Origin of the sequence: Rhizobium sp. 2YAF20, from assembly GCF_052114685.1 — a bacterium.
GTDB lineage: Bacteria > Pseudomonadota > Alphaproteobacteria > Rhizobiales > Rhizobiaceae > Rhizobium.
In genome coordinates this window covers 21,741-44,088 of the sequence record NZ_JBFRFF010000033.1, presented here as the reverse complement: position 1 = coordinate 44,088, position 22,348 = coordinate 21,741, and the positions used below count along the sequence as shown (strand labels likewise).

Sequence of the window (22,348 nt, the reverse complement as noted above, 5' to 3'; positions counted from 1 at the left end):
AATTGCGACGATTTTCGACTGCCGACAGGCGCCTCCCTCCCTCGTATAGGCGCTGGCCGGGACTTTATTGTAAGATTGGAGCGTTTTGGGTTCGGTATGAACCGCCAACCCGCCGCTGGGGTGCCGGATACTACAGTCGATGCAAACAGCACCGCACTAATGTCCGCTTACAATCAGAGACACATCCTCGTTCGTCGAGCGGAGCAGATAATGTGACCTGAAGCGGCAAACTTTCTGGCGCTTCAGACGAAAGGAGCCGTTCAATTCAAATCTTCTTGGCGCTCACGTGACAAACGGCAACCCGCTGTGTAAGCGAAGGCCAGCGGCTTTGAACAATGTGCTGGGTCACAACGGCGGTGCAACCGCGAAAGCTGTCGGTGCACTTTCCGCGTCCGTCCGATCGCAACCCACCTCCTGAACGGCAGTCTTGAATCATCCTTCCGGCCCTTTGGGAGCCACTTTGTCAACATGACCTGGTAGTTCACTTCCGTGCCTTCGCAACGTCTTCTGCTGTAACGGCGCCCTTCTTCTTACCAATGTCGTCAATGACGAAGTTCGCCAACGCTGCGATCTCCGCGTCATTGTAGATCGCCCCAAACGCGGGCATCGTCCGACCCGGCGCTGCCATACTGTCTGAAGATCCTTGAAGGACAACCCGGATAAAATTGCTGCCATCGACATCAGCCAACGCATGGGCGCCAATAATATTTGCCCGGCTGTTCACCAATCCGTCACCGCCGAGCCCGTGACAGCTGGCGCACGCACCAGCAAAGATCCGCGAACCAAGCCCGTCCGAATTTTTGGACGAAGCGTTCTGGATCCAACTCGTGCGCTTCACTCGAACCTTCTCGTCGCTCTCTATTGGAGGAACCGTCCGTAGATATGCGACTATAGCCTCGATGTCCGATGTTGGGAGCTTGCTCAAGCTCAGGTCGACCGCTTCACGCATCGCACCGCCCGCGGGTCCGTGCCCGTTAGCATGCCCCTTTGATAAGAAGGAACTGATCTCATCGTTTGTCCAGAGGCCGATCCCGCTATCTGGATCGGACGTGATGTTCCAGGCTTTCCAGCCATCCACTTCGCTGCCCGACAACGCTTCGCTCTGTTTGCGCTGGAACATCAAACCTCTCGGTGTATGGCACTCGCCGCAGTGCTCGAGCGCCTCCACAAGATATGCTCCCCTATTCCATTGCTCATCCTTAGATGGGTCATTCTCGAAAGGACGAGACGGGAGAAAGAGGAGGTTCCAACCGCGCATAAGCCAACGTTGATTAAAGGGAAACGCAAGCGAGTTTGATGGCGCGTCCTCACTCACCGGTGCCAGTGTGCGGAGATACGCCCGGACCGCCAAGATGTCGTCAGTCGTCATCAGGGCGTAGGACGCATACGGAAACGCGGGATATAAGTTCTCGCCGTGAGCCCCTACCCCGGAACGCACCGCACGGACGAACTCGGCGTCACTCCAGGCACCGATCCCATGCTCTGGATCTGTCGTTATATTCGATGAGTAGATAGTCCCGAACGGCAGTTTGAAGGGCAAGCCTCCGGCAAACGGTTTCCCGCTTTTCGTCGTGTGACAGGCAGCACAATCCGCCGCGATCGTCAGATGTTCGCCTCGTGCAATCAGGGCTGCGCCGGTGGGCTGCAGTGCACTCGCCGAAACATCTGGCAGGGAATGTGGCCAGAAGAAAAAGAAACCGGCACCCGCCCCACCTACGCATCCCAGAGCCACAGCGGCGATTATCAGTTTCTGAAAACGCTTCATTCCAACCGCTCCTGTGGCAATTTACTGCCGCGATTGCTCAGCTTTCAGAGCGTGACTATCGTCGAGCACGGGTGGTGTCCAACCCCGTCGAACCAAGTCGTTGTACGCCGTTCGGTTGCCGAGCATCGCATTTTCGATGACTTTCCCGATGTCATTAAATCCGGCGATGAAGTCAGGATTGTCAGATACGGGCGTGACGCCATCAAAAAGGGGCGCCATCCGTTTCAATCCAGCTAGGTCTTGCTCGATAAACACGTTTCTTCTCTTTTCGACCTCATAGGGGTGCATGCCCAGCGACCGCAATGTCAGGACCGCGGCCTCCAAAGAACTACCGAAAAGTTCTCGAACGATGTAATCCGCGCCAGCATCGGAGAGGCGATAGTAGTGCAGCCGATCGTAAGCCCTGGCGACAATCTTGATACCCGGGTTGGTTCGTCGGGCGTAGGTCACGATCTGAACCGCGCGATCTGGATCGTCAATTGCAACAACGATGACGTCCGCTTTCGTGAGGCCCGCCGAGTCAAGGAGGTCAGGCCGCCCCGCGTCTCCAAAAAATGACCGTATTCCGAACTTTCGCAGATCATCAACCACGTCTGCGCGGAAATCGAGCACGACCGGCTTGTGTCCGTTCGCCAGCAGCATCCGGTTTACAATTTGGCCGAAGCGTCCAAGTCCGGCGACGATGACAGTGCCCTCTTCGGGCTCGTCGTCGGCCCGGGTCGCACCGCGACTGTCCAGCAAGGTCACGATGCGATCAAATAGGATGAACAGACCGGGCGTCAGGACCATCCCCAACGTGATAACAAGTATCGAAATCGAGACCATCTCCTCCGAAAAGATATTTCGTTCTCGTCCCAATGAGAGCAACACAAAGCCGAATTCTCCCGCTTGGGCGAGGCCGAGTGCGAATAGCCAGGCTGCCGTCGCCCGAAGTCGGAATAGCGATGCCAATGGTAGGAGAACGCCAACCTTGATCAACATCATCGCCAACGTCGCGACGAGGACGATCGCCCAATGCTGCAGCAGTATCGAAAGGTCGATCTTTGCACCGACCGTCATAAAGAAAAGACCGAGCAGAAGCCCTTTGAAGGGCTCTATATCGTTTTGAAGTTCGTGCTTAAACTCGCTGTTTGCCAACACGACGCCTGCGAGGAAGGCGCCTAGAGCTGGGGAAAGGCCAACTGCGGACATCAGGGCCGCTATGGCAACGACTACTAGCAGGGCGGCAGCGGTGAAAACTTCCCGAAGGCCTAGTTGTGCTATTGCGCGAAAGACGGGCCGCGAAAGATAGTGTCCGGCGGCCACAACGAAGACAACAGCTCCCAGCGTCAAGAGTGCAGATGCCCACCCCGGTATCGTCGCAAAAAATGTTTCTCCATGAGCACTGTTAGTGATAGTGGTGACCGAAGCAAGTATAGGAATACAGGCCAGCATAGGAATGACTGCCAAATCCTGAAAAAGCAGGACCGCAAAACTCGCCCTTCCACCGTCGGACTCCAGGAGCCCTTTCTCTTCAAGGGTCTGCAGAACGATTGCAGTTGAAGATAACGCGACGACACAGCCGAACAGTGCGCTTTGCTGCCAAGAGAACCCCAACAACCTTCCGAAGACGCCGACTGCCACGAGAGTCAGAACGACTTGCAGGCCGCCCAAGCCGATGAGCTTGCCTCTGAGCCGCCAGACCATCTGCGGATCGATTTCCATCCCAATGAGAAAGAGCATCATCACGATGCCAAATTCCGAGAATTGTTCGAGATATTCAGATCCCGCCCCAGAGACGTGAAGGACGGGACCGACAATCACGCCAGCGGCGATGTAGCCGACAACTGAACCAAGCCCAAGCCGCCGCGAGAGGATGACGGCGAAGACGGCTGCGGCGAGATATGCCAGGGCATAGAACGTTAAACCCTCCATAGCCTAGTGCTCCGCCATGATCGGCAAATCAGCCGGGAATATTGCGTCGCGGGCCAGCGCCTCATCAAGATCAAGCTGGTTGGCTGTGATCGCCCTTAAGAGAGCGCCGTATGATGCAATATGTCGCTGCGCCTCCATCGTGCCGATGTGATTGGCGGCGTGAAGAACAAATGGGGGCAGGAACTTCATTCCGCAGAGCGTCGCGGTTTGCTGCAGAGGCAGCAGGAACTGGCGAAGGGGGTAGTTATTGCCACCAGTGGTCGAGTAGTCGGTTTCGCGACCACCTGTGGTGACGCAAATAAGCGCGAACTTGTCAGCCAGCAGCTTCCCCTGTGGACCATAGGCGAATCCGTACTCCAACACGAGGTCCTGCCACTCTTTCAGAAGCGAAGGCGTCGAGTACCAGTAGATCGGGAATTGGAAGACAATGACATCGTGGTCCAGCAAGCGTTCCTGCTCTCGATCGATATTGATCTGGAAGCGAGGATATTCCTCATAGAGATCAACGAACGTCAAACCGTCGACTCTACGGGCCACATCGGCCATTGCGAGATTAATACTCGATTTCCGTTGTGCGGGATGCGCAAACAGAACTAGGACACGCATTCTGGTACCTTCTCTTGCCACACAGTCCGCGAACCAATTCGCCACCACGTCAACGGTGCGGTGTCATCGTCATTAAAGGGTTGGTCTCTCCATTTATTGGACGATCCGGCAGGAGCGAGCAAACACACACGCCGCACTCGATTTTGACAAGAATTCTCCACCCACTCGGTTAGCCTCCAACGCGTCAAAGGAGGCTCCGATGCCCGAAACGCTTACAATTACTGAGATGAGGTCAGATCCATTAATAGCACTGCTGAACCGAGCCGATGGTATCGACCCCAGAAGTTTCATGAAGCTGCTCGATGAGGCTGCGCAGAAATTGAATAAATACAGGGGTTCCGGCCAGGTTGGGCCAGCATTATGGCATCGCAAGTAGGAGGTTGAGGGGGGAGCATTTCTACCACCTTGCCCGAGAGGTCTTCGCGCTCGTCACCCGCGATCCTGTTATCTGATGGCTTTCTAGCGCTCCACACATCCTGCGAAAGCGCGGGATCTCGATCGGGGATTCGGAGACCCTACTCCACAGCCCGGCGTTTTTGTCATCGTTTCGCGTGCAGAGCCTGTTATTGCTCGCGGTATGGCTCCAAGTCGATTTCAGTCATCGATTTGGGGGCGCATATTTATAACGGGGCCGTTTATGATTCCACCACATCGACCTCTGGCGAGCTGATGAGAAATGAGGCAGTATTCTACAAGGCTGAAGAGGGAAAACTCGATCCAAAACTACGAATTAGAACTTCTTGAAAGACCGGCCGAAGACCTGTAAGGGCAGGCGCGGCGGTGCAGAACCCGAAACTGAAAAAGTAAGCCAAGCTGAATCTTGGGGGCGGCATGTCAGTCTTATATTTCGATAGCTTCGAGCTAGATATCGAAAATCGGCGGCTGTCTGCGGATGGGAAAGCACTTCGCCTTGGTAGCCGAGCCTTTGATATTCTTGCCGCACTTGCCACGCGGGCCGGACAGGTGGTCAGTAAAGAAGAGCTTATTCGGACGGTTTGGCCAACCACGATCGTGGAAGAAGGTGCGCTGAGAGTCCATCTCGTCTCGCTTCGGAAGTCACTCGGGGATGAAGCTCGGAAATTTATCGAAAATGTTCCTAGCCGAGGATACCAGTTTCTACCGGCTGTCAGAGTAAGTCCTTCCGCGACGACAAACCGTCCAGCGAATCCGATCGATAAGTCGACATTGCCGAGAACGGCTACCAAGCTCCTTGGTCGGGAAGATTTTATACGAACGACCGCTGAGTTTTTTAAGACAACGAGGCTCCTTACGATCGCTGGTGCTGGCGGCATTGGCAAAACATCCGTCGCAATAGCCGTGGCCAGATTGCTAAGCGAGCAGTATCGCGTGCTGTTCCTGGATCTCGCCGCCCATTCCACTGGCGAGACATTGCTGCCATCGCTGGCAAGCCAGCTGGGACTAAGTGTCTACGGATCGAATGTTCTCCCAGCGATTGTCGGCGAGTTGCAAAAGAGCGCCACCCTCTTGGTTTTTGATAACTGCGAGCATGTTGTCGATGAAGCCGCTCGTGCCGCCGAGGAAATTTTAAAGGCTTCGCCATTGACCACTATTTTGGCGACAAGCCGGGAGCCATTGCGGGCGTCTCTTGAGCGCGTGCGGCAACTTCCACCTTTGGAGGTTCCCCCTGAGGGTTCATCGGCCGTAAACCCATCAAAATATGCTGGATTAGAACTTTTCATTTCTCTCGCAGGCCTCGTGGCCGATGAAAGTGACTTTGCACGCCCCGAAGCAATGACTTTGGCGGCCGATATCGTCCGCAGGCTCGATGGCATACCCTTGGCTATCGAACTCGCAGCTGCGCGAGCGTTCGATATGGATCTCGAAAGTCTTCATCGCTCGGTCGCGGACCCGCTGGCTCTGTTACGGCGAGGTCGTCGTACCGCACCGCCCCGTCAACAAACGCTAAGAGCCGCTTTGGACTGGAGCTACAACACGCTAGAGCCCACCCAAAAGGACCTGTTAGACCGGCTTTCTGTTTTTGCTGGTACATTCACTGCGGACCAGGCAAGGTGGGTTGCTGCTGATGATGTCTCCGACGAAGAATTCTACGATGCCTTTGACGGGTTGTTTCTGAAGTCTTTGCTCAACGTCTCCGGCGCAGGCGGCAACTATCGGCTCTTGGTCACCACAAAGGAATATGCGGCGACCAAACTCGCCCACTCCGGTTTTGATCAATCCTGCAAATTGGCTCACGCCAAGCTTTGCCGCGTTCGGCTTGCTGAAGCTGAGCGCGATTGGACTGTTCTGGATACCGGTAGTTGGCTCAACGAACACGGAGGCTTGGTTCACGAACTCCGGAGCGCACTAGAGTGGGCATTTTCCAAGGACGGCGAGACGCGAGCCGGAATTGAGCTTGTGGCCAGTTCCAATATCATTTGGACCCAGCTTGGCCTGATGGCTGAGCAGCTCACGCACCTCGAACGCGCCCTCGCCTACTTCGATCAGCTAGACGAGGTCGACGCACTTACTGAGATGAACTTACGGGTCTCTCATGGCGGCACCCTATACCACATCAAGAGTTCGGAACGTGACCAGGAAGCAATCCAAGAGTTTTCCAAAGCCAAATCCATTGCCGAGAATTTGCGTGACCACATGAACACGCTCCGCGCGGTCGGAGGAATGACGGCAATCCACACCATGAATGGTGACTACGTCGAGGCGATATCACTTGCGCACCGTTTCAACGACCTCTTTGGGAACGTACTGCCGAATGCAGCGAGCCGCCTCCTTGCTCACAACTTCCATTACATAGGAAACTTTGATGCCGGGTTGACACACGCGCAAATTGCACTCGAACTCGCAAGGGGAGGTGTCCGCGGGACTCTCAACAACGGAGCGAGTTATGATCAGCGCATCAGTGCCTTATCGACGGTCGTCAAGACTCTGTGGGTTCAGGGAAAGCTTTCAGAGGCGAGGACCTTGCTTGCCTCGACATTTGACGAAGCTAGCGCATTAGATCACGCCATCTCGTACTGCCTCTTCCTTTCGGTTTCCGCATGTCCAACTGCGTTTGGCATGGGAGACCATGATCTCGGAGTTCGGCTTCTCAACCATCTAGCCGAAAAAGCAACGAAGAACTCGCTCCTTCGGTGGCAAGAATGGGCCACGACGTTCCATCATGTCGCTAAAGCCGTCCAGTCGGGCAACTCGGACGAGTTTAATCAAAGCCTCAGGAATGCGAAGGGTGCTCGGTTCGAAAATTGCCTTATGGCAGGCGGTCACCTCGCCGATGACGAGACGTTGGATCGTGCGCTTTCAAAGAACGCAGGGTGGTGCCGTGCGGAATTGTACCGATTGAAGGGAGAGCGACTTCTTCTTGAAAATGCTCAAGATGGCCGGGAACTGATACGTCGTGGATACGATCTTGCAACCGAACAAGGCGCAAAGTTTTGGGAACTTAGATCAGCGACCAGTCTCGCAAAACATGCGGCGGAACCTCATGGTCAGACAGAGCGCGAGAGGCTAGCGGAGACACTTTCCTTTTTTGAGGGTGAAGCTTTGTCCTTGGACGTCTCTGAAGCACGTAAATTCGCGTAGTCTCCAGCCATCTGTCACAGCCGAAACTTACAAGATCGTATAAGCATCCGCGGCGCATTATCGGATCGCCACTCGATCCGGATTAGCAAATGCGACACGATCAACAGCATATTCAGAGGTGGCTATTCGACGGGTTCCCTACTGCTGATCATCAGGTCAGCAGTGTTCTCAATCGCGCTCGATGCAATCCTCGGAAAGGCAGGTGCGCACCACACCCAGGTTCCCGCCCGCTACCGAGACCATCTTCATTAATCGGCGATGACTTCCAGCGACTTAGAGAGAATTTCGAATGCATATCACCTATCACATTGGCCCCCATGACGGTGGCTTTGCGTACCGTCTTGATGACGTTTGGTCAGAGCCCTTCAATACACATGACGATGCCTTGGAGGCTGCAAGGATTGCCGCGCAGCGACAGCAGATAGCAGGCCGCGACACCGAAATTGCTTTTGAGACGACCGACGGCAAATGGCATCGCGAATATTCCCTTGGCACCGACAGACCAGAGACTGAGGTCGTCGACGGCTAGCAAGATGCCTGCTCGTTGGGAACATCGAAAGACCAAGAGCTCTGATCCAGCTCGTATCGTAAGCGAGATTGCCCGGCTTAACGCCTTGCAATCGCGTTTCCGCTCGATGTTGAAGGGCTATAACTTTCGTTACTTTCTGTTCGGGACCTTCCCGGCGCCAGGGCGCCCACTGTTTGCCGACAACGTTCTGGCGACCAACTGGCCCACCGATCTGCTGAACGCCTACAAATCTCGAAACCTATTGACTGAAAGCCCCCTTATCAGGAGGCTTGAGCGGACCGTCCTTCCAGTGCCGACGATACCACTACTTCTCGCCCGAGCCCCTCACCCTGATCACAGACCTCAAGACGGGATTTTCATCAACGAGGGATTCTCGTTCACGTTCGCGGTTGCACTCTCAGATTCAGAACAGCGACGTTACGTTTGTCTAATGTCTGGTCGGCGAAAGATCGACCGCCACGAAGAGATGGCGATGCTTATGATGGCGCTTATGGGAGCGGTAGACTCATATAGTTCGCGTTCGCGGGCAAATGACGTTTTGACACCTCGCGAGAGAGAATGCCTCCGATGGGCCAGCGCGGGTAAAACGAGCCGCGAAATCGGGCAAATACTTGCGCTCTCCAATCACACAATCGATGGCTATCTCAGGGCCGCCATGGAAAAGCTCGATGCGGTAACGCGCACACAAGCGGTGGCAACGGCGTCAAGACTTGGATTAATCTGAAGGCGGATGCATCGCGAGGTGCTTGGCACCTCTGGCAACGGCATAGCAATGGCAAAGCCAGGGTGAGCTAAATGGACAGCTCGGAACGGCATTTTAAGTCTCCATGGTGGTAAGAAGGGCGATTAGAAGCTCACAGCAAGCGTTGATTATCGGATTCGCTTGACGAAGGACGCGATCACTTCCGCAGCGTATTCAGGCACCTGATGTTGGGGTGCATGACCGGCCTGCGGCACTGTTACGATGTGAAGCGACTGCCAGAAGGTCGATACCTCGAACCAATTGTCGACCGGGCAGGCGATGTCGTGGTCGCCGCTGATGACGAGGACCGGATGGCGTCCAGCGGCCATATCCTCCATCTGCTGCCCATTCGGGTCCGGGAACATGGTGGTACGGTCCTTTGCTTCACTCAGAAGCTTCATGAACGTTGCCTCCTGAATCATGGGCGAGCGGTCATTTTTTCGAGCAGCTATACGTTCGTGAGACAATCGTGCAGCCTCTTTGCTCCGGGGAGATTCAGGCTCGAAAAACAGGATTGCTTCGTCGGCGAGGTCGTTTACAGGCTTCATGGCGGTCTTCATGAAGAGTGGGTCTCCGCTGATCTTGGAATGGCCTGGAGGGGCAGTTCCGATCAAAACCAGATGGGAGACCAGTTCCGGATACGTCAGGCTGAAGACTTGAGCTACGACACCTCCGAGCGACCAGCCGCCCATCACAACCTTCTTGTATCCAAGAAAATCGATCAGGTCCTTGGCGTCCTTCGCCAGCGATGCTCTGTCGTAGGTTGGTTCTCCAGTGGATGCACCCAAGCCGGTATAATCGAAGGTGATAACAGTGAAGTCCTTGGCCAACTCGTCGAGAAACAGGGGATCCCAGGCATCAAGTGTCCCCCTGAAACGGACCGCTAGAACGAGTGGCGTTCCCTGCCCGATCAAACGGTAGGCAATGCGTCGCCCGTCCAAGTCTGCGTATTTCGTCTCGGTGTTTGTAGCGTTTTCCAAGGTCATTGATCTCTGTCCTATTAAATCGATGTCATGCGGCTTTGCGAACAACAGCTGATGCCGATACGTTCGCAAACAGCATATTCAGCCCCTCGGTAATGGTTGGATGGGCGAATATCCCGTCGCGAAGCGTTATGAAGGGCAGACCACCGAGCATCGCCATTTGAACGACGCTCATTACTTCGCCTGCGTTCACGCCGAGCATGCTGAAACCAAGGATCTCGTCGGAATCGACCGCGACGAGCGCTTTCATGAACCCCTTGCGTTGTGAGAGGGTTCTTGCTCGCGGCACGACATCCATCGGAAGCTTCGCGACGCGGTACCCAATGCCTTCCTTGAGCGCTTCCGCTTCGTTCATCCCGATCCGAGCAAATTCCGGATCGATAAAGACGCAGTATGGGATCATTCGACCCTTTGTGGTTCGGTTGCCGCCCGTCATCGTGCTCTTGACCACGCGGTAGTCATCGAGGGACGCGTGGGTGAACATAGGAGTTCCGGCCACTTCACCCATCGCCCAGACGCCGTCGGCGGTCGTCCGAAGATGGTCGTCAACCTTGATGAAACCTCGATCGTCGACCTCTACACCTGCCAGTTCGAGCCCGATGCCCGCTGTTCGGGGACGTCGGCCCGAGGCCACGAGGATGTGCGATCCCTCGAATACTCGACCATCCGCGCTACGAACAGTGACACTCTCGCCTGAGCGCCCGCTAACGGAGAGGTCGTAGGCGCTGAGCGCCACCTCTATCCCCTCGCCACTGAGGATCTTCAGAATGCCTTCGCTGACGTCTATGTCTTCCCGCGGAGCAAGCCGAGGTCCCCGCTCCAGTATGGTGACTTCTGAACCCAGGCGACGGAACGCTTGGCCCAGCTCCATTCCAATGTAGCCACCGCCGATTACGATCAACTTCGTAGGAAGGTCGCCAAGCTGCAGAGCTTCGACGTGGGTGATCGGAGCTGCGTCCGCGAGACCCGGAAGATCTGGTACGTCTGCTGTCGTTCCCAAATTGATAAAAACTTGTTCTCCCGAAACAGTTCTCGTTCCAGACGCGGTCTCAACCTGAATTGTTTTCGGGGCGATGAACTTACCCCAGCCCAAGACAAGATCGAAGCCGCTTGCGTCGAAACCGGCTTGGTTTGTGGCAACCATCTCCGCCACGACACGCGCGGTGCGATCGCGAACAAGATCGAGACTGCTACGGACGTTGTCGGCCGTGATCCCGAACTCGGAAATTCCCTTCATCGAATGCACGACTTCGGCGCTACGGATAAGTGTCTTGCTGGGAATGCAAGCAATGTTGATGCACGAGCCACCAATGAGACCCGCCTCAACGACCGCTACCTTCTTGCCCGCCTTCGCTTGGTCCATGGCCAGCGTCTTGCCAGCTTTGCCACCGCCAAAGATCAAAATGTTGAATTTGTCGACCGAATTCATGGTGCACCTCGTTACGTTGATGCCCCTATGAAGCTGAAATCTCAGAACGCGGTCTTGTAAAATTCGATCTCTAGCCGCGACCAAGCGTTCATAGCCACCAGCGCCGAGACAAGCATACCCTCCTCAAAACAAAAGCCGGATCGTCAAAGACCGGAGCGGGCTCACCTGCGAGTTTGGGGGGAATTCAGTCGCGGCCAAGGTGCCGAAAATGAGGAGTATTCACATGGCTAACGGCATCTTTATCAAAGAGAAGATCGACCACCTGTCCGTCGATGGCGTGTCGGTACGATACGTGAAGGCGGGGAAGGAAAATGGCATCCCGTTGCTTCTGACGGCTCCCTGGCCGGAGAGTATCTTTGCTTTCAATCGCGTTTGGTCGGACCTCTGCAAGCTCGGATCCGTTATCGCGGTAGACCTCCCGGGATTCGGTCAATCTCAAGCCCGGGAAGATTTGATGTCGCCGGACGCGATGGGTAATTTCGTGATAAAACTCATGGCTGCCTTCGGAATCGACCGGGCGCACGTTATCGCACCCGACGTGGGTACCTTGGCCGCGCTGTTCGCCGCATCCAAACGGCCAGACCTTTTCGAGAGCATCGTTGCAGGCAGCGGAGGCGCCAGCATGACCCTGCTGGGCGAGTCGTTGGCACAGGTGGTGGCATCGAAAAAAGCCGCATATGTCGGCTCGGACGGCGGCGAACAGGTCGTGAAATTCGTTTCAGGTTCAGCGAGAGTTACAGTTCCAACGGAGATCCTCGAAGACTACCGACTGTCTTCTGAGGGCCAACGCTGGAACGAAGCTGCAGATTTCGTTCGGGCCTATTCCACCGATTTGCCCCGGCTCGAAAAGCTCCTTCCCGACATTCAGACGCCAGTTTTGGTTATTTCCGGCAAAGATGACCCGCTTGTTCCCCCATCAAATGGGGACTTCCTGGCAGGACTTCTTCCCCACAGCCGGGCCGAGATCGTCGAGGCAGGTCATTTCGTTTGGGAAGATGCCTCGGCGGACTATGCACGACTGGTCTCAAGCTGGATCATGGACGGTTACAGGTCGGTATAAATGGAGCGTGCAAGTTTGAGTTGCCGACGTTCTTCACCCACTTTGTGATCCGAATTCCGCGGCGACAGCATCTTACAAGAATGTGGCTCGCGCTCAGTCATTTTGAAGCCAATTGCTCTCAAGGAGAATCCTTATGCAGACTGCGGCAACGCATATCGGCGGAGTTGTGCCAGCGCTAGGCGAGGTACCCGCTTTCGCGCCAGGCGATCGCGTAACGATCGCTACCCGCTCGCCTGTTGGGCACTACCGCATGCCAACTTACCTGCGCGGGAAACTCGGAACCGTAGAGGCAGTCATCCCTACGATGGCCGTCGATAACGAAGAAGAGGCCTATGGACGCAACGCCGGTTCCAAAGGGCACTACTACCGCATCGCCATCCCGATGACGGAGATTTGGTCCGACTACGTGGGCTCGCCCAACGACGGCTTGAGAATTGAGATATTCGAAAATTGGCTGGAAAGGATTTGAGATGACCGACCACGGCCACGATCATGATCATGATCATGATCACCCTCACGAGGCTATCACGGCCGACGAGCATCCTGGATACTACGAGATAATGGAAACCGCAGTCAGAGAACTGCTGGTTGAGCGCAAGCTTTTCGGTGCCGACGAGATCAGAAGGCAGATCGAAGTCCTCGACTCTCGAACTCCCGCACTCGGCGCCAAGGTCGTCGCCAGGGCTTGGATGGATCCCGCTTACAAGGAACGGCTCCTGGAAAACGGACGCACCGCCTGCGAAGAACTGGGCATCACATTCTATGACGATACCCAACTGATCGTGCTTGAGAACACGGCGGACGTCCACAATCTGATCGTCTGCACCTTGTGCTCCTGCTATCCCCGGCCCGTCCTTGGTCTGCCACCAGACTGGTACAAACTGAAGCCGTACCGAGCTCGCGCCGTCCACGAACCGAGAGCGGTGCTGGAGGAGTTCGGCACTCACATCCCGGACGACGTTGAGATCCGCGTCAGCGACTCCACGGCTGTCATCCGATACCTGGTCCTGCCTTTGCGCCCTGTTGGAACAGAAGCTCTGAGCGAAGAAGAGCTCGCCGACCTCGTCACACGCGACGCGATGATCGGCGTGATCCCTGTACGCTACGAAAAGGAGGCCGCGTGATGGGCTCAGAACTACTCGTCAAAAAACTACCGAACGATATCGGTGGCGAGTCTGCCGGAAAAGTCGAACGCGTTGAGCACGAGCTACTTCCTTGGGAGAAGCGTTGCCATGCTCTGGCTGACGTCCTCGACTTTCACAAAATAATCAACACCGAGGAAAAGCGCCGCGGTGTTGAGGCACTCGGCTCTGAAATGGTCGGCAAGCTCTCCTACTATGAGCGATGGATCGTCGCATTTGCCAATATCCTCTTCCAGAAGGGTATTCTGACGCCCGGTGAACTCGCAGTCACAATGGAAGAGGTCGAAGGGCGTTGGCTCGCAAGTCAACACTCGGCATCCTAAAATGGCCGAGACCTCTCTCTCCATAGACGTCCGGTGCTTTTTCGAACGCGACCGCGCCCTATCTCTTTTTAGACGGGCCTTTGTGGAGAGCGTGGGAACCGGGCTTCTTGCGATTGCCATGGTCGGGTCTGGCCTCGCGGTCTCGACGTTCGCGAAAGCTCAGCCGTTGGCAGCATCGCTCATAATTGCGATTGCGATCGCTGGATCCCTGGTTGGCCTGATCGTTGCCCTGGGGAAGGTTTCCGGCGGCCATTACAACCCGCTAATAACATTCGCACAGTGGCTTGGGGGCGAGCGCAAGGGCGACTGCACCATAGGCTACGTCATCGCTCAAATAATTGGTGGCGTTGTCGGGGCATTGGTAGCTGGACAGATGTTTGGAAGCCCGTTTCGGATGGTCTCTCCTGAATTTCCCTCCTTCGGCATGCTCCTCAGCGAGCTAGTAGCCTCTGCTGGACTTATGACAGTCGTCTTCGGATGCGCCCGAAGCAGCAGATGGGACACCGCCCCCTTTGCAGTCGGCTCTTGGTTGGTCGCCGCGATCCTCGCCACTCCATCCACCTCTTATGACAACCCAGCGGTGACGCTAGCTGCCGCATTCGCTTCAGGGCCTGTTGCCTTGACACCCATGACTGCCATCGCTTTCGTCGCGGCCCAGGTGATGGGGATGGTCGTGGCGATCGGCATCAATAGTATCGCCTTCGGCTCCACCACTGAGCCTGCAGGAAACGCCGCACTCGCTGGCTCTTCTCAGGAGAAGCTCACATGACGCCGGGGCTGACTGTTCTGAAGGCCCGTACCAGCCCAGCCGATACTATGGCGGCATTCGAGCGAGCGATTGTCGCACGCGGGATGAAGGTTTTTGCTCGAATAGACTTCGCTGCCGACGCGGAAGCCGTGGGATTGCAGTTGGGCCCCACTTTGCTGACGATATTTGGCAATCCCAAAGTCGGTACCCAATTGCTCCAGCGCGACCAGCGGGCGGGCATCGATCTGCCGCTGAAGGCATTGGCTTGGAGCACCCCCGACGGACATTGGCTTTCGTATAACGAGCCGTCTTTCGTCGCCGAGCGGCACGAATTGGATGCGAAAGCCGTCATCCTCAAAATGAGCCAGGCGCTTGCTGGCGCCGCTGATGAAGCCGTCAACACCGTCTCGCCCTCGCTTGACGAAAGCACCATGGGAGTAAGAAAATGACCGCTATTACCGTTAATGCAGGCGCCAAGGCGCCTGCAACCACTTCTTGCTCCGCGCCGTCACAGCGCCCCCCGGGTTAATCAAGACGGGCTAAATATGGTTCTAGTTTCCCAGCGATACAATGGGATCATTTGGATACCGACCCTCCGAATGTTGGTTGCAGGGGAACTGCACCATCTGGTTCAATGACGAAATGAACGGCAGTGAATTTCATGAAAGTGTTCGATCTTCTCGACGATAAAACACGGCCAAAGGCCCCACCAATTCCCGGCGCGACGCTCGCACATCGAACGACAGGCAAGAAGCTGGCGATGATTCACGAAATGCACGTTGTTGCTCTGGACGAGACCAAGGCGATGATGGACATGGTCGAAGCTGGTGAAATTGCTGCTGGAGAATGGGCCGGGCACATCGATTCGCTCGAGCTTTTGAAGAACTACAGAGCTTTCGGCAATCTGTGCGGCCGCGAATGCCAGTTCCTGGATTTTCACCACCGAGCAGAGGACGAAGAATTCTTTCCGATTCTCCATGCGAATGGCGCCGAGGGACTGAAGCGAGTTGTTGAACGCCTTGCAGACGAGCATTGGATAATTGGCCAGATCCTGGACGAGCTCTCGGCCAATGTTGCGTTGATTTTCACGCAACCCGGTCCCGACACCTTCTCCGCAGCCAAAACGACGTTTGACGTCCTCGACAAGGTAGTTCGCTCGCATTTTAGCTACGAACAGGCGGAGCTGGAAGAAGCCCTTGGTTTCTACAGCATCCTCTTTAGCGAGCCCGCACGTCAGAAAATCCGAACCGGACCTTTAGGGCCCATTGACGCCAGAGAGGTAACCAGATGGCACTTAAGTTGAACGTTATAATCGGCAGCACTCGCCCGGGCCGCAACGGTCCGACGGTGGCAAAATGGGTCGAACAATTCGCCAAGGAGCACGGCCAGTTCGACGCCGAGCTGGTGGATCTCGCAGATTTCGCGCTGCCGCTTCTGGATGAACCAGCCCATCCTGCAATGCGCAAGTATGAGCACGAGCATACGAAGCGGTGGGGCGAAAGCGTAGCCTCAGCTGACGCGTTTTTGTTTGTTGCACCGGAATATGACTACTTCGTTTCGGCAGCTCTCGTGAACGCAATCCAGTGCCTCTTCCACGAGTGGACATATAAGCCAGCAGCAATCGTCAGCTATGGCGGCGTTTCAGGCGGCCTACGCGGCGCCCAGGAACTTCGTCAGTTGCTAGGAAACGTAAACGTGGTGGCAATCAACCAGCCGGTTCCCGTGCCTTTCTATACCCAATTCATCAATGACGAAGGCATTTTCACGCCTAACGAAGCAGTCACCTCTGGAACGACCACGCTCCTGGGAGAACTGCACAAGTGGGCGGTGGCCCTGAAGCCAATGCGTCAGCCCGCCCAGTAATTATCGGCCGAAGAAGAAGCGTACCATCAGGTTGCGCTTCTTCACTACATCATCAAAACGGGCGTTGCACCGCGCAGGACGTTCGGATCCCGAGCGAAGTTCGCCGAATAGTGCTGAACCTCAAAGCCCGCCCGCTGATAATTCCTGAAGCTCGTGCCCAATGGACTATCGACGGTCGCAGGTCGACCAGTCTCGGCCATTGCGATGACGGCTCCCTTGTCCCTGACATCGCGTAAACGCCGCGCTATCACTGCTGACTGGAGGCCCTTCGCCCTCGCGGTGGCAAGAGTCGCATCGATGCCGAACCATGCCCCAGCAGATCCGACGAAAGCCGCTCCTGCTGAGCAAGGCTCATCATCAACGTATGCGACATAGCAGGTCCACCTGTCCCGGTTGGCAAGCGCCTTGAACCACTCGAAGGTCGCCGTTGGAAAGCCATACCCCGCGTTGATCACGTTGGCGAAGTCGGTCGCCTTGCGGCCGCCGTCGGCTATTTCGATCCGGGGTTCGTTCGGCACAATGTGATCGACCGGTCTGGAGAAGAATTTTATCCAACCACTGTCCTCCTGGACGATCCCCATTCGTAGCAGAGCGGCACTGGAAGCGTTGAAGCCCTCCTCGTCAACTTGAATTACCCATGTTTTCGATGCGTTGCGATCTAGCCATCGCAACCCTTCCATCATCTCCTTATCGTTAGCCGACCACTGCGGTCCAACGGCAAATCCGCGATTGAAGGGCACGGCAGGAAGCTCGCGACAGGCTAGGAAGCACGCATTGTCGCTCCGGAAAGTCGCGATTCCCAACTGCTTCCGAGCCAACGGCGGTGCGGCATCCAGCATGTCGATCCATGCTTCGGCCTCGATTGCGCGGATTGTCCCGGAGGTGCTTGCTTGAATTTCCGTTGGCTGGATGTTCATATGGTTCTCTCACGTTCGCGCAATTGTGCGCTTACCGACTCTTCATCCAGAAAATGAGCGCCCCGAGCTGGCTCTTCACGGAGTTGCGGGCGTGCCGAAATTTCCTTGAGCAAACCTCCTACCCCCATCCGACTGATATCCAGGCCATCGAGGTGATCGCCCGCGATCAACCTATCCAGGACCCAATCCAGTCCGTTTTCAGACGAACTGCGAGCGCAACCCGGCGCACCGATCACAGGAATATCGCCGACCCTGCCGAGAACCAGGAGATTGCCTGGGTCCACAGGCATGCCGACGCGTTCCACCACACCACCTGCCAAGCGTATGGCCTCCGGAATTACGTCGTTTTTGTCGACAACTGCGGAAGCCCCAAAGATGACAATCATGTGGTCACTGCGCGGGCGCGTCTCGACCTCTACTTTCAAAGCCGCGGCAACTGCCTCCGCGGAATGAGCCACCCGTGTTTCGGGCAGAAGGAGGCTGTTCCTCTCCATGAGCCGCCCACCAAGAATGCGAGCTGTCTTGCTCATCGTTTTTTCGGATAGGCTGGGCAACTGAGTGGCGATCAAACTGACCGTGTGGCGACGGAACGGCATGACCTTGATCATGCATCCTATCTTTGCGACCGACGCTGCAGCTTCGACCGCCGACCTTGGGGCTGCGAGCGGAATGATCTTCACGGTAGCGATCATTTCTCCCGCCTTTACGGAAATGCGATCTGCCAAGGAGGCGAACGTGATGGCGTGGTCAATGCTGTTGAATATGTCGACCAACTTTTTGTCGGCGACGAACAGTCCATCCGCCTGGCTGTAGAAGTTCATCCGACCACCCACGGCCGGGGCAATTCTCATGTACTCTGCACCAATCGCCCTACTAACAAGATCTGCCGCACTCTCCTCGTCAACCTCGTCGGGTTCGATACGGTGTGCCGTGACCTGTGAGATTCCTAAAGAGCCCAGGAAACTCAGATTTTCCCGGGTAAGCTTATGTCCTTTTTGAAAAGTTCTGCCTTCCGCACTGACCTTGTGTGCCAAGATAGCTCCGAGAGCTGTTCTGGTTTCCATGATACCGAACATCAGATCAGCTCCCTACCTACCCTGCCCGTCTGAAAAGCGATGACTTCGGCGAGGATCGACACAGCGATCTCCGCTGGCGTGCGAGCACCGATGTCCAAGCCGATTGGCGCCCGGATAGGCAGTAGTTGCTCACGAGAGAACCCGTGACTTTGCAATCGATCAAGACGAGCAGCGTGTGTCTTTCTGCTTCCGAGGGCGCCGACATAAAAGCAACCGTGCGAGAGCGCTGCAACAATCGCCGGGTCATCGATTTTCGGATCGTGGGTGACCGCAATAACTGCGGTCGATCTATCGAGTTGAATGGCAGCGAACGCCTCCTCCGGCCAAAGCGAATATATCGTCGCATCGGGAAATCTCGCGGCGGAAGCAAACGCTTCACGAGGGTCGATGATTAAAACTTCCAAGCCTGTTGCAGATGCCATTGGAGCGAGGTGCTGAGTGATGTGGACGGCCCCGACGACGACGATGCGCCTTTTGGGGACGTGAACTCTGAGAAAGTAGTTTTCCGTTCCCACCGAGACCCGGCGAGAGATACCGTCAATCAAGGCGATCTCGATCTCAACGCGGAGGGGATCGTTCTCTGGAATTCGATCCAGATGAAGAGTTTGGTTGCCCGATCTTAAATCGACGATCTCAACAATCGGCGTTCGACTGGCCCTAAGCTTGTTTGTCTTTGTAAGTTCGGAGAATTGCATCAGTCGACCCTCTCCACAAAGACTTCGATTCTGCCGCCGCATGAAAGGCCGACTCGCCACGCTGTTTCGTCTGCCACGCCGAAATCAAGAAGGGTGGGACGGCCGGTCTCAATCACCGAAATCGCTTGCGAGATGACCTCGCCCTCAACACAGCCGCCCGAGACTGACCCCTCAAAGTTGCCCTCCTGATCGATAACCAAACAGCTGCCGACTGGTCTCGGTGCAGATCCCCATGTCTTCAAAACTGTCGCGACAGCAACCTGTCGGCCAGAAAGAAACCACTCCTCCGCCAATCGCAAAGGATCCATTTCCAATCTCCAGAATGTTCGTCGAGGGTGTTGCAGGCCGCGCTCGACGGCGCGGCCTGCAGTCTTGCGACACTAGGCAAGTGCCTCGGCAAGCGGTAAGGAGCGAATCCGCTTGCCAGTTGCGGCAAAGATCGCGTTGGCAAGTGCCCCGGCTGCAGCGGCCGTTCCTGCCTCGCCGACACCTCCGGGCGCTTCGCCACTCTTGATCTGATAGACCTCGACCTTGGGTGCCTCGTTGATACGAAGTACCCGATAGGTGTCGAAGTTTGTCTGATCGACAGCTCCATCAGTGAAGGTGACCTGGTTGAACATCGCGCTGCTCAGACCAAAGATCACTCCACCCTCCATTTGGGCGACAACGGTGTCTGGATTGATCACAACCCCGCAATCAACCGCGATAACCGAGCGAAGGAGGCGCACCTCCTTTTCATCGGTAATCTCGATTTCCAGGATGTGCGCGAGATAGCTTCCAAAAGCCACTTGAAGGCTGATGCCCTTGCCCCTTCCCGGCGGCAATGATTGACCCCAGCCCGCTTTCTCCGCAGCAAGGTTCAGTACCGCAAGTGCTCGCGGATTCTTCGTGAGCATCTTCCGGCGAAACTCAAGCGGGTCCTGCTTTGTCGCCGTCGCCATCTCATCCACAAAGCTCTCGACTACAAAAAGATTGTGCGATGCCCCGACACCTCTCCACCAGCTGGTATTAACACCCGCTGGCTCGTCGCGAACATAATCCGCAAAAACGGCCTCTTCATCGTAGGGGGTCTCCGACGCGCAATCGACGGCATCAGGATCGATGCCATTCTTGAACGCTGCTGGCGCCCACCGTGCAAAAATGGAGGACCCGGTCACCCGATGCGTGCGGCCAATCAAGCGGCCGTCCTTGTCGAGGCCTGCCGCCACCCGGTCGTAGTAATATGGCCGGTAATAGTCGTGGGTCATGTCCTGCTCGCGCGTCCAGACCAGTTTGACCGGGTAGCGGATGTCCTTCAGGAGCTTGGCCGCCAGCTCAATCGTATCGACGTCCAACCGGCGTCCAAACGCTCCACCCATCAGCTGATTGTTCACGGTGACTTTTTCGACCGGCAGCCCTGTGATGTCGGCGACCGCCTTTTGTGTGCGGACAGGCACCTGTGTGCCTACCCAGACCTCTGCCCGATCGTCCTGAATATGCAGGGTGCAATTCAAGGGCTCCATCGGTGAATGCGACAGGAACGGCGAACGGTAAACCGCCGAAAGCTTTGTTGGAGCGTTTGCTACTACCTCAACCGCATTATTTTCGTCGCGGATGACGACCCCCGGCTGTTGCGATACCTGGTCCATCTTGGCAACAATAGTGTCCACGGTGACGGCGCCGTTTTCACCCGGGTCCCATTCGATATTGAGGGCGTCAAGGCCTTGCTTCGCCGCCCACATGTGTTCGCCGATCACCGCAACAGCGGCATTATCTGCGATAACGATGTCGAGGACCCCTTTCACGGCGCGAGCCGCAGCTTCGTCCATTTTTGTGAAACGGCCACCGGTCACCGGAGATATCGCCAACGTCGCATATTTCATGCCGGGGACCCTGATATCCATACCGTAGACGACCGAACCGTCGACTTTGCCGGGAGTGTCAAGCCTCTTCGCTCGCGTTCCGATGACTTTGAACTGAGATGGGTCCTTCAATGGAACGTCGGCGGGAACGGGCAGCTTTGCCGCCTCGGCGGCAATATCATAGTAGGTCGACGATTGATTTGTAGCGTCGTGATAGATCGTCCCCTCGTGGACCCGACATTGGGCCGGATCGACCCGCCATCTGGCGGCCGCCGCTCCAACAAGCATGATACGCGCCGTAGCGGCTGCCTGCCGTAGCCGCATCCAGTCGGAACGCGTGGATGTCGATCCACCCGTCGCCTGGTCGTACAGGATAGGATCCATATATTTCGAAAGGTCCGGCGGAGCGGCTTCCACTTTCAACTGGTCAAGCCGTAGCTCGAGCTCCTCAGCCATCAACATCGCGCTGGATGTATAGATACCCTGCCCTACCTCCGTGTGTGGCATGATCAGGGTGATGCCACTTTCATCAATTTTCACGAAGGCGTTGGGCGTGAAGGCGGCCTCTTCAGAGGAACTCGCTGCGCCGGTTGCTCGCCCCATCCGTGGCAGTTGAACCGCCAGCACAAGACCTCCGGTCGCCAGAACGGTACCTTTGAGGAAGCCGCGACGGGAATGAAGATTGTTGATCATGTCCGTCCCCTCTATGCCGCTGCCGTGTGGATCGCATCGCGGATCCGGACATAAGTGCCGCAACGGCAAATATTGCCTGCCATTGCCTCATCGATGTCGGAGTCTGTGGGCTTTGCATTGGTATTAAGAAGCGCGGTTGCCGACATGATCTGGCCGGATTGACAGTACCCGCACTGGACGACCTCCTTTTCGAGCCACGCCATCTGGATTTTGCGCCCATTTTCGGTCTCACCGATGCCCTCGATCGTGGTGATCTGTTGAGCATCGATCATATCCATGGTTGTCTGACAGGATCGAACTGCCATGTCATCTATCAGGACGGTACATGCTCCGCATTGGGCTATACCGCAACCGTATTTGGTTCCGGTCATGCCGAGCACGTCTCTCAAAACCCAAAGCAGTGGCATGTCATCAGGAACATCGACTTCATGTGTTTTGCCGTTGATGGTGATCGTCTTCATTGG

Annotated in this window: 22 protein-coding genes; 11 read left to right on the top strand and 11 right to left on the bottom strand. The window is 56.1% G+C overall.

From position 1 onward, the window contains the following. Window positions 1-481: 481 nt before the first annotated feature. From AB4Z52_RS27440 to AB4Z52_RS27430, 3 genes are read right to left on the bottom strand one after another with little or no spacing between them, the layout of a single operon-like run. Window positions 482-1,765 carry a c-type cytochrome gene (locus tag AB4Z52_RS27440; RefSeq protein WP_442221047.1) on the bottom strand — a complete coding sequence of 428 codons (1,284 nt, stop codon included), beginning with the start codon at window positions 1,763-1,765 and terminating at the stop codon, window positions 482-484. 21 nt (window positions 1,766-1,786) lie between these two features. Beyond that, on the bottom strand, window positions 1,787-3,679 hold the full coding sequence (locus AB4Z52_RS27435) for a monovalent cation:proton antiporter-2 (CPA2) family protein (RefSeq protein WP_442221046.1): 1,893 nt from the start codon (window positions 3,677-3,679) through the stop codon (window positions 1,787-1,789). Between the two features lie 3 nt (window positions 3,680-3,682). Further along, window positions 3,683-4,225 carry an NAD(P)H-dependent oxidoreductase gene (locus AB4Z52_RS27430; RefSeq protein WP_442221045.1) on the bottom strand — a complete coding sequence of 181 codons (543 nt, stop codon included), beginning with the start codon at window positions 4,223-4,225 and terminating at the stop codon, window positions 3,683-3,685. A gap of 891 nt (window positions 4,226-5,116) precedes the next feature. On the opposite strand from AB4Z52_RS27430, the gene AB4Z52_RS27425 reads away from it, so the two are divergent. The 3 genes from AB4Z52_RS27425 to AB4Z52_RS27415 all read left to right on the top strand — a co-directional run bounded on the left by AB4Z52_RS27425 (window position 5,117) and on the right by AB4Z52_RS27415 (window position 9,096). Beyond that, window positions 5,117-7,843: an ATP-binding protein gene (locus tag AB4Z52_RS27425; protein WP_442221044.1), complete on the top strand. Its 2,727-nt coding sequence runs from the start codon at window positions 5,117-5,119 to the stop codon at window positions 7,841-7,843. A gap of 289 nt (window positions 7,844-8,132) precedes the next feature. After that, on the top strand, window positions 8,133-8,372 hold the full coding sequence (locus AB4Z52_RS27420) for a DUF2188 domain-containing protein (RefSeq protein WP_442221043.1): 240 nt from the start codon (window positions 8,133-8,135) through the stop codon (window positions 8,370-8,372). A 4-nt stretch (window positions 8,373-8,376) separates the two neighbouring features. Continuing rightward, window positions 8,377-9,096 carry a response regulator transcription factor gene (locus AB4Z52_RS27415; protein WP_442221042.1) on the top strand — a complete coding sequence of 240 codons (720 nt, stop codon included), beginning with the start codon at window positions 8,377-8,379 and terminating at the stop codon, window positions 9,094-9,096. A gap of 146 nt (window positions 9,097-9,242) precedes the next feature. On the opposite strand, the gene AB4Z52_RS27410 is transcribed toward AB4Z52_RS27415, so the two are convergent. Both AB4Z52_RS27410 and AB4Z52_RS27405 read right to left on the bottom strand, forming a co-directional pair. Then, window positions 9,243-10,100, bottom strand: coding sequence for an alpha/beta fold hydrolase (locus tag AB4Z52_RS27410; protein WP_442221041.1), 858 nt, complete (start codon window positions 10,098-10,100; stop codon window positions 9,243-9,245). A gap of 25 nt (window positions 10,101-10,125) precedes the next feature. After that, a complete protein-coding gene (locus AB4Z52_RS27405) occupies window positions 10,126-11,526 on the bottom strand; it encodes a dihydrolipoyl dehydrogenase family protein (protein WP_442221040.1) in 1,401 nt (466 codons plus the stop codon). A gap of 223 nt (window positions 11,527-11,749) precedes the next feature. Between AB4Z52_RS27405 and AB4Z52_RS27400 the strand changes: the two genes are divergently transcribed. The 8 genes from AB4Z52_RS27400 (at window position 11,750) to AB4Z52_RS27365 (ending at window position 16,662) form a co-directional block, all read left to right on the top strand. Beyond that, on the top strand, window positions 11,750-12,586 hold the full coding sequence (locus tag AB4Z52_RS27400; RefSeq protein WP_442221039.1) for an alpha/beta fold hydrolase: 837 nt from the start codon (window positions 11,750-11,752) through the stop codon (window positions 12,584-12,586). Between the two features lie 133 nt (window positions 12,587-12,719). After that, on the top strand, window positions 12,720-13,055 hold the full coding sequence (locus AB4Z52_RS27395; protein WP_130709462.1) for an SH3-like domain-containing protein: 336 nt from the start codon (window positions 12,720-12,722) through the stop codon (window positions 13,053-13,055). A gap of 1 nt (window position 13,056) precedes the next feature. After that, complete coding sequence (locus AB4Z52_RS27390) at window positions 13,057-13,710, top strand: nitrile hydratase subunit alpha (RefSeq protein WP_442221038.1); 654 nt, start codon at window positions 13,057-13,059, stop codon at window positions 13,708-13,710. Beyond that, complete coding sequence (locus tag AB4Z52_RS27385) at window positions 13,710-14,051, top strand: nitrile hydratase (RefSeq protein ID WP_442221037.1); 342 nt, start codon at window positions 13,710-13,712, stop codon at window positions 14,049-14,051. Before AB4Z52_RS27390 ends, AB4Z52_RS27385 begins: the two co-directional genes overlap by 1 nt. 1 nt (window position 14,052) lies before the next feature. Beyond that, entirely contained in the window at window positions 14,053-14,820 is a 768-nt protein-coding gene (locus AB4Z52_RS27380) for an aquaporin (protein WP_442221036.1), read from the top strand. Continuing rightward, window positions 14,817-15,248 (top strand): DUF302 domain-containing protein, encoded by a 432-nt coding sequence (locus AB4Z52_RS27375; protein ID WP_442221035.1) that lies wholly within the window; start codon window positions 14,817-14,819, stop codon window positions 15,246-15,248. The genes AB4Z52_RS27380 and AB4Z52_RS27375 overlap by 4 nt, the downstream gene beginning before the upstream one ends. Window positions 15,249-15,460: 212 nt before the next feature. Further along, window positions 15,461-16,102: a hemerythrin domain-containing protein gene (locus AB4Z52_RS27370; protein WP_442221034.1), complete on the top strand. Its 642-nt coding sequence runs from the start codon at window positions 15,461-15,463 to the stop codon at window positions 16,100-16,102. Next, on the top strand, window positions 16,087-16,662 hold the full coding sequence (locus AB4Z52_RS27365) for an NADPH-dependent FMN reductase (RefSeq protein WP_442221033.1): 576 nt from the start codon (window positions 16,087-16,089) through the stop codon (window positions 16,660-16,662). The genes AB4Z52_RS27370 and AB4Z52_RS27365 overlap by 16 nt, the downstream gene beginning before the upstream one ends. Before the next feature lie 44 nt (window positions 16,663-16,706). Here AB4Z52_RS27365 and AB4Z52_RS27360 read toward each other — a convergent pair whose 3' ends face one another. From AB4Z52_RS27360 to AB4Z52_RS27335, 6 genes are all read right to left on the bottom strand, one after another. Next, window positions 16,707-17,579, bottom strand: a complete 873-nt coding sequence (locus tag AB4Z52_RS27360; protein ID WP_442221032.1) for a hypothetical protein — start codon at window positions 17,577-17,579, stop codon at window positions 16,707-16,709. Continuing rightward, complete coding sequence (locus tag AB4Z52_RS27355) at window positions 17,576-18,655, bottom strand: molybdopterin-binding protein (RefSeq protein ID WP_442221031.1); 1,080 nt, start codon at window positions 18,653-18,655, stop codon at window positions 17,576-17,578. Before AB4Z52_RS27355 ends, AB4Z52_RS27360 begins: the two co-directional genes overlap by 4 nt. Further along, on the bottom strand, window positions 18,655-19,350 hold the full coding sequence (locus tag AB4Z52_RS27350; RefSeq protein ID WP_442221030.1) for an XdhC family protein: 696 nt from the start codon (window positions 19,348-19,350) through the stop codon (window positions 18,655-18,657). The genes AB4Z52_RS27355 and AB4Z52_RS27350 overlap by 1 nt, the downstream gene beginning before the upstream one ends. After that, on the bottom strand, window positions 19,350-19,658 hold the full coding sequence (locus tag AB4Z52_RS27345) for an XdhC family protein (RefSeq protein ID WP_442221029.1): 309 nt from the start codon (window positions 19,656-19,658) through the stop codon (window positions 19,350-19,352). Before AB4Z52_RS27345 ends, AB4Z52_RS27350 begins: the two co-directional genes overlap by 1 nt. A gap of 72 nt (window positions 19,659-19,730) precedes the next feature. After that, window positions 19,731-21,884: a molybdopterin cofactor-binding domain-containing protein gene (locus tag AB4Z52_RS27340; protein WP_442221028.1), complete on the bottom strand. Its 2,154-nt coding sequence runs from the start codon at window positions 21,882-21,884 to the stop codon at window positions 19,731-19,733. 11 nt (window positions 21,885-21,895) lie between these two features. After that, window positions 21,896-22,345 (bottom strand): (2Fe-2S)-binding protein, encoded by a 450-nt coding sequence (locus AB4Z52_RS27335; protein ID WP_442221027.1) that lies wholly within the window; start codon window positions 22,343-22,345, stop codon window positions 21,896-21,898. Window positions 22,346-22,348 lie beyond the last annotated feature (3 nt).

Excerpts from the sequence above, each read along its gene's own strand:
- AB4Z52_RS27360 (WP_442221032.1), bottom strand. The coding sequence starts at position 17,579 with ATGAACATCCAGCCAACGGAAATTCAAGCAAGCACCTCCGGGACAATC.
- AB4Z52_RS27430 (WP_442221045.1), bottom strand. The coding sequence starts at position 4,225 with ATGGCCGATGTGGCCCGTAGAGTCGACGGTTTGACGTTCGTTGATCTC.
- AB4Z52_RS27410 (WP_442221041.1), bottom strand. The coding sequence starts at position 10,100 with ATGACCTTGGAAAACGCTACAAACACCGAGACGAAATACGCAGACTTG.
- AB4Z52_RS27370 (WP_442221034.1), top strand. The coding sequence starts at position 15,461 with ATGAAAGTGTTCGATCTTCTCGACGATAAAACACGGCCAAAGGCCCCA.
- AB4Z52_RS27390 (WP_442221038.1), top strand. The coding sequence starts at position 13,057 with ATGACCGACCACGGCCACGATCATGATCATGATCATGATCACCCTCAC.
- AB4Z52_RS27420 (WP_442221043.1), top strand. The coding sequence starts at position 8,133 with ATGCATATCACCTATCACATTGGCCCCCATGACGGTGGCTTTGCGTAC.
- AB4Z52_RS27405 (WP_442221040.1), bottom strand. The coding sequence starts at position 11,526 with ATGAATTCGGTCGACAAATTCAACATTTTGATCTTTGGCGGTGGCAAA.
- AB4Z52_RS27340 (WP_442221028.1), bottom strand. The coding sequence starts at position 21,884 with ATGATCAACAATCTTCATTCCCGTCGCGGCTTCCTCAAAGGTACCGTT.
- AB4Z52_RS27355 (WP_442221031.1), bottom strand. The coding sequence starts at position 18,655 with ATGTTCGGTATCATGGAAACCAGAACAGCTCTCGGAGCTATCTTGGCA.
- AB4Z52_RS27395 (WP_130709462.1), top strand. The coding sequence starts at position 12,720 with ATGCAGACTGCGGCAACGCATATCGGCGGAGTTGTGCCAGCGCTAGGC.
- AB4Z52_RS27380 (WP_442221036.1), top strand. The coding sequence starts at position 14,053 with ATGGCCGAGACCTCTCTCTCCATAGACGTCCGGTGCTTTTTCGAACGC.
- AB4Z52_RS27345 (WP_442221029.1), bottom strand. The coding sequence starts at position 19,658 with ATGGATCCTTTGCGATTGGCGGAGGAGTGGTTTCTTTCTGGCCGACAG.
- AB4Z52_RS27350 (WP_442221030.1), bottom strand. The coding sequence starts at position 19,350 with ATGCAATTCTCCGAACTTACAAAGACAAACAAGCTTAGGGCCAGTCGA.
- AB4Z52_RS27435 (WP_442221046.1), bottom strand. The coding sequence starts at position 3,679 with ATGGAGGGTTTAACGTTCTATGCCCTGGCATATCTCGCCGCAGCCGTC.
- AB4Z52_RS27375 (WP_442221035.1), top strand. The coding sequence starts at position 14,817 with ATGACGCCGGGGCTGACTGTTCTGAAGGCCCGTACCAGCCCAGCCGAT.
- AB4Z52_RS27400 (WP_442221039.1), top strand. The coding sequence starts at position 11,750 with ATGGCTAACGGCATCTTTATCAAAGAGAAGATCGACCACCTGTCCGTC.
- AB4Z52_RS27385 (WP_442221037.1), top strand. The coding sequence starts at position 13,710 with ATGGGCTCAGAACTACTCGTCAAAAAACTACCGAACGATATCGGTGGC.
- AB4Z52_RS27415 (WP_442221042.1), top strand. The coding sequence starts at position 8,377 with ATGCCTGCTCGTTGGGAACATCGAAAGACCAAGAGCTCTGATCCAGCT.
- AB4Z52_RS27335 (WP_442221027.1), bottom strand. The coding sequence starts at position 22,345 with ATGAAGACGATCACCATCAACGGCAAAACACATGAAGTCGATGTTCCT.
- AB4Z52_RS27425 (WP_442221044.1), top strand. The coding sequence starts at position 5,117 with ATGTCAGTCTTATATTTCGATAGCTTCGAGCTAGATATCGAAAATCGG.
- AB4Z52_RS27440 (WP_442221047.1), bottom strand. The coding sequence starts at position 1,765 with ATGAAGCGTTTTCAGAAACTGATAATCGCCGCTGTGGCTCTGGGATGC.
- AB4Z52_RS27365 (WP_442221033.1), top strand. The coding sequence starts at position 16,087 with ATGGCACTTAAGTTGAACGTTATAATCGGCAGCACTCGCCCGGGCCGC.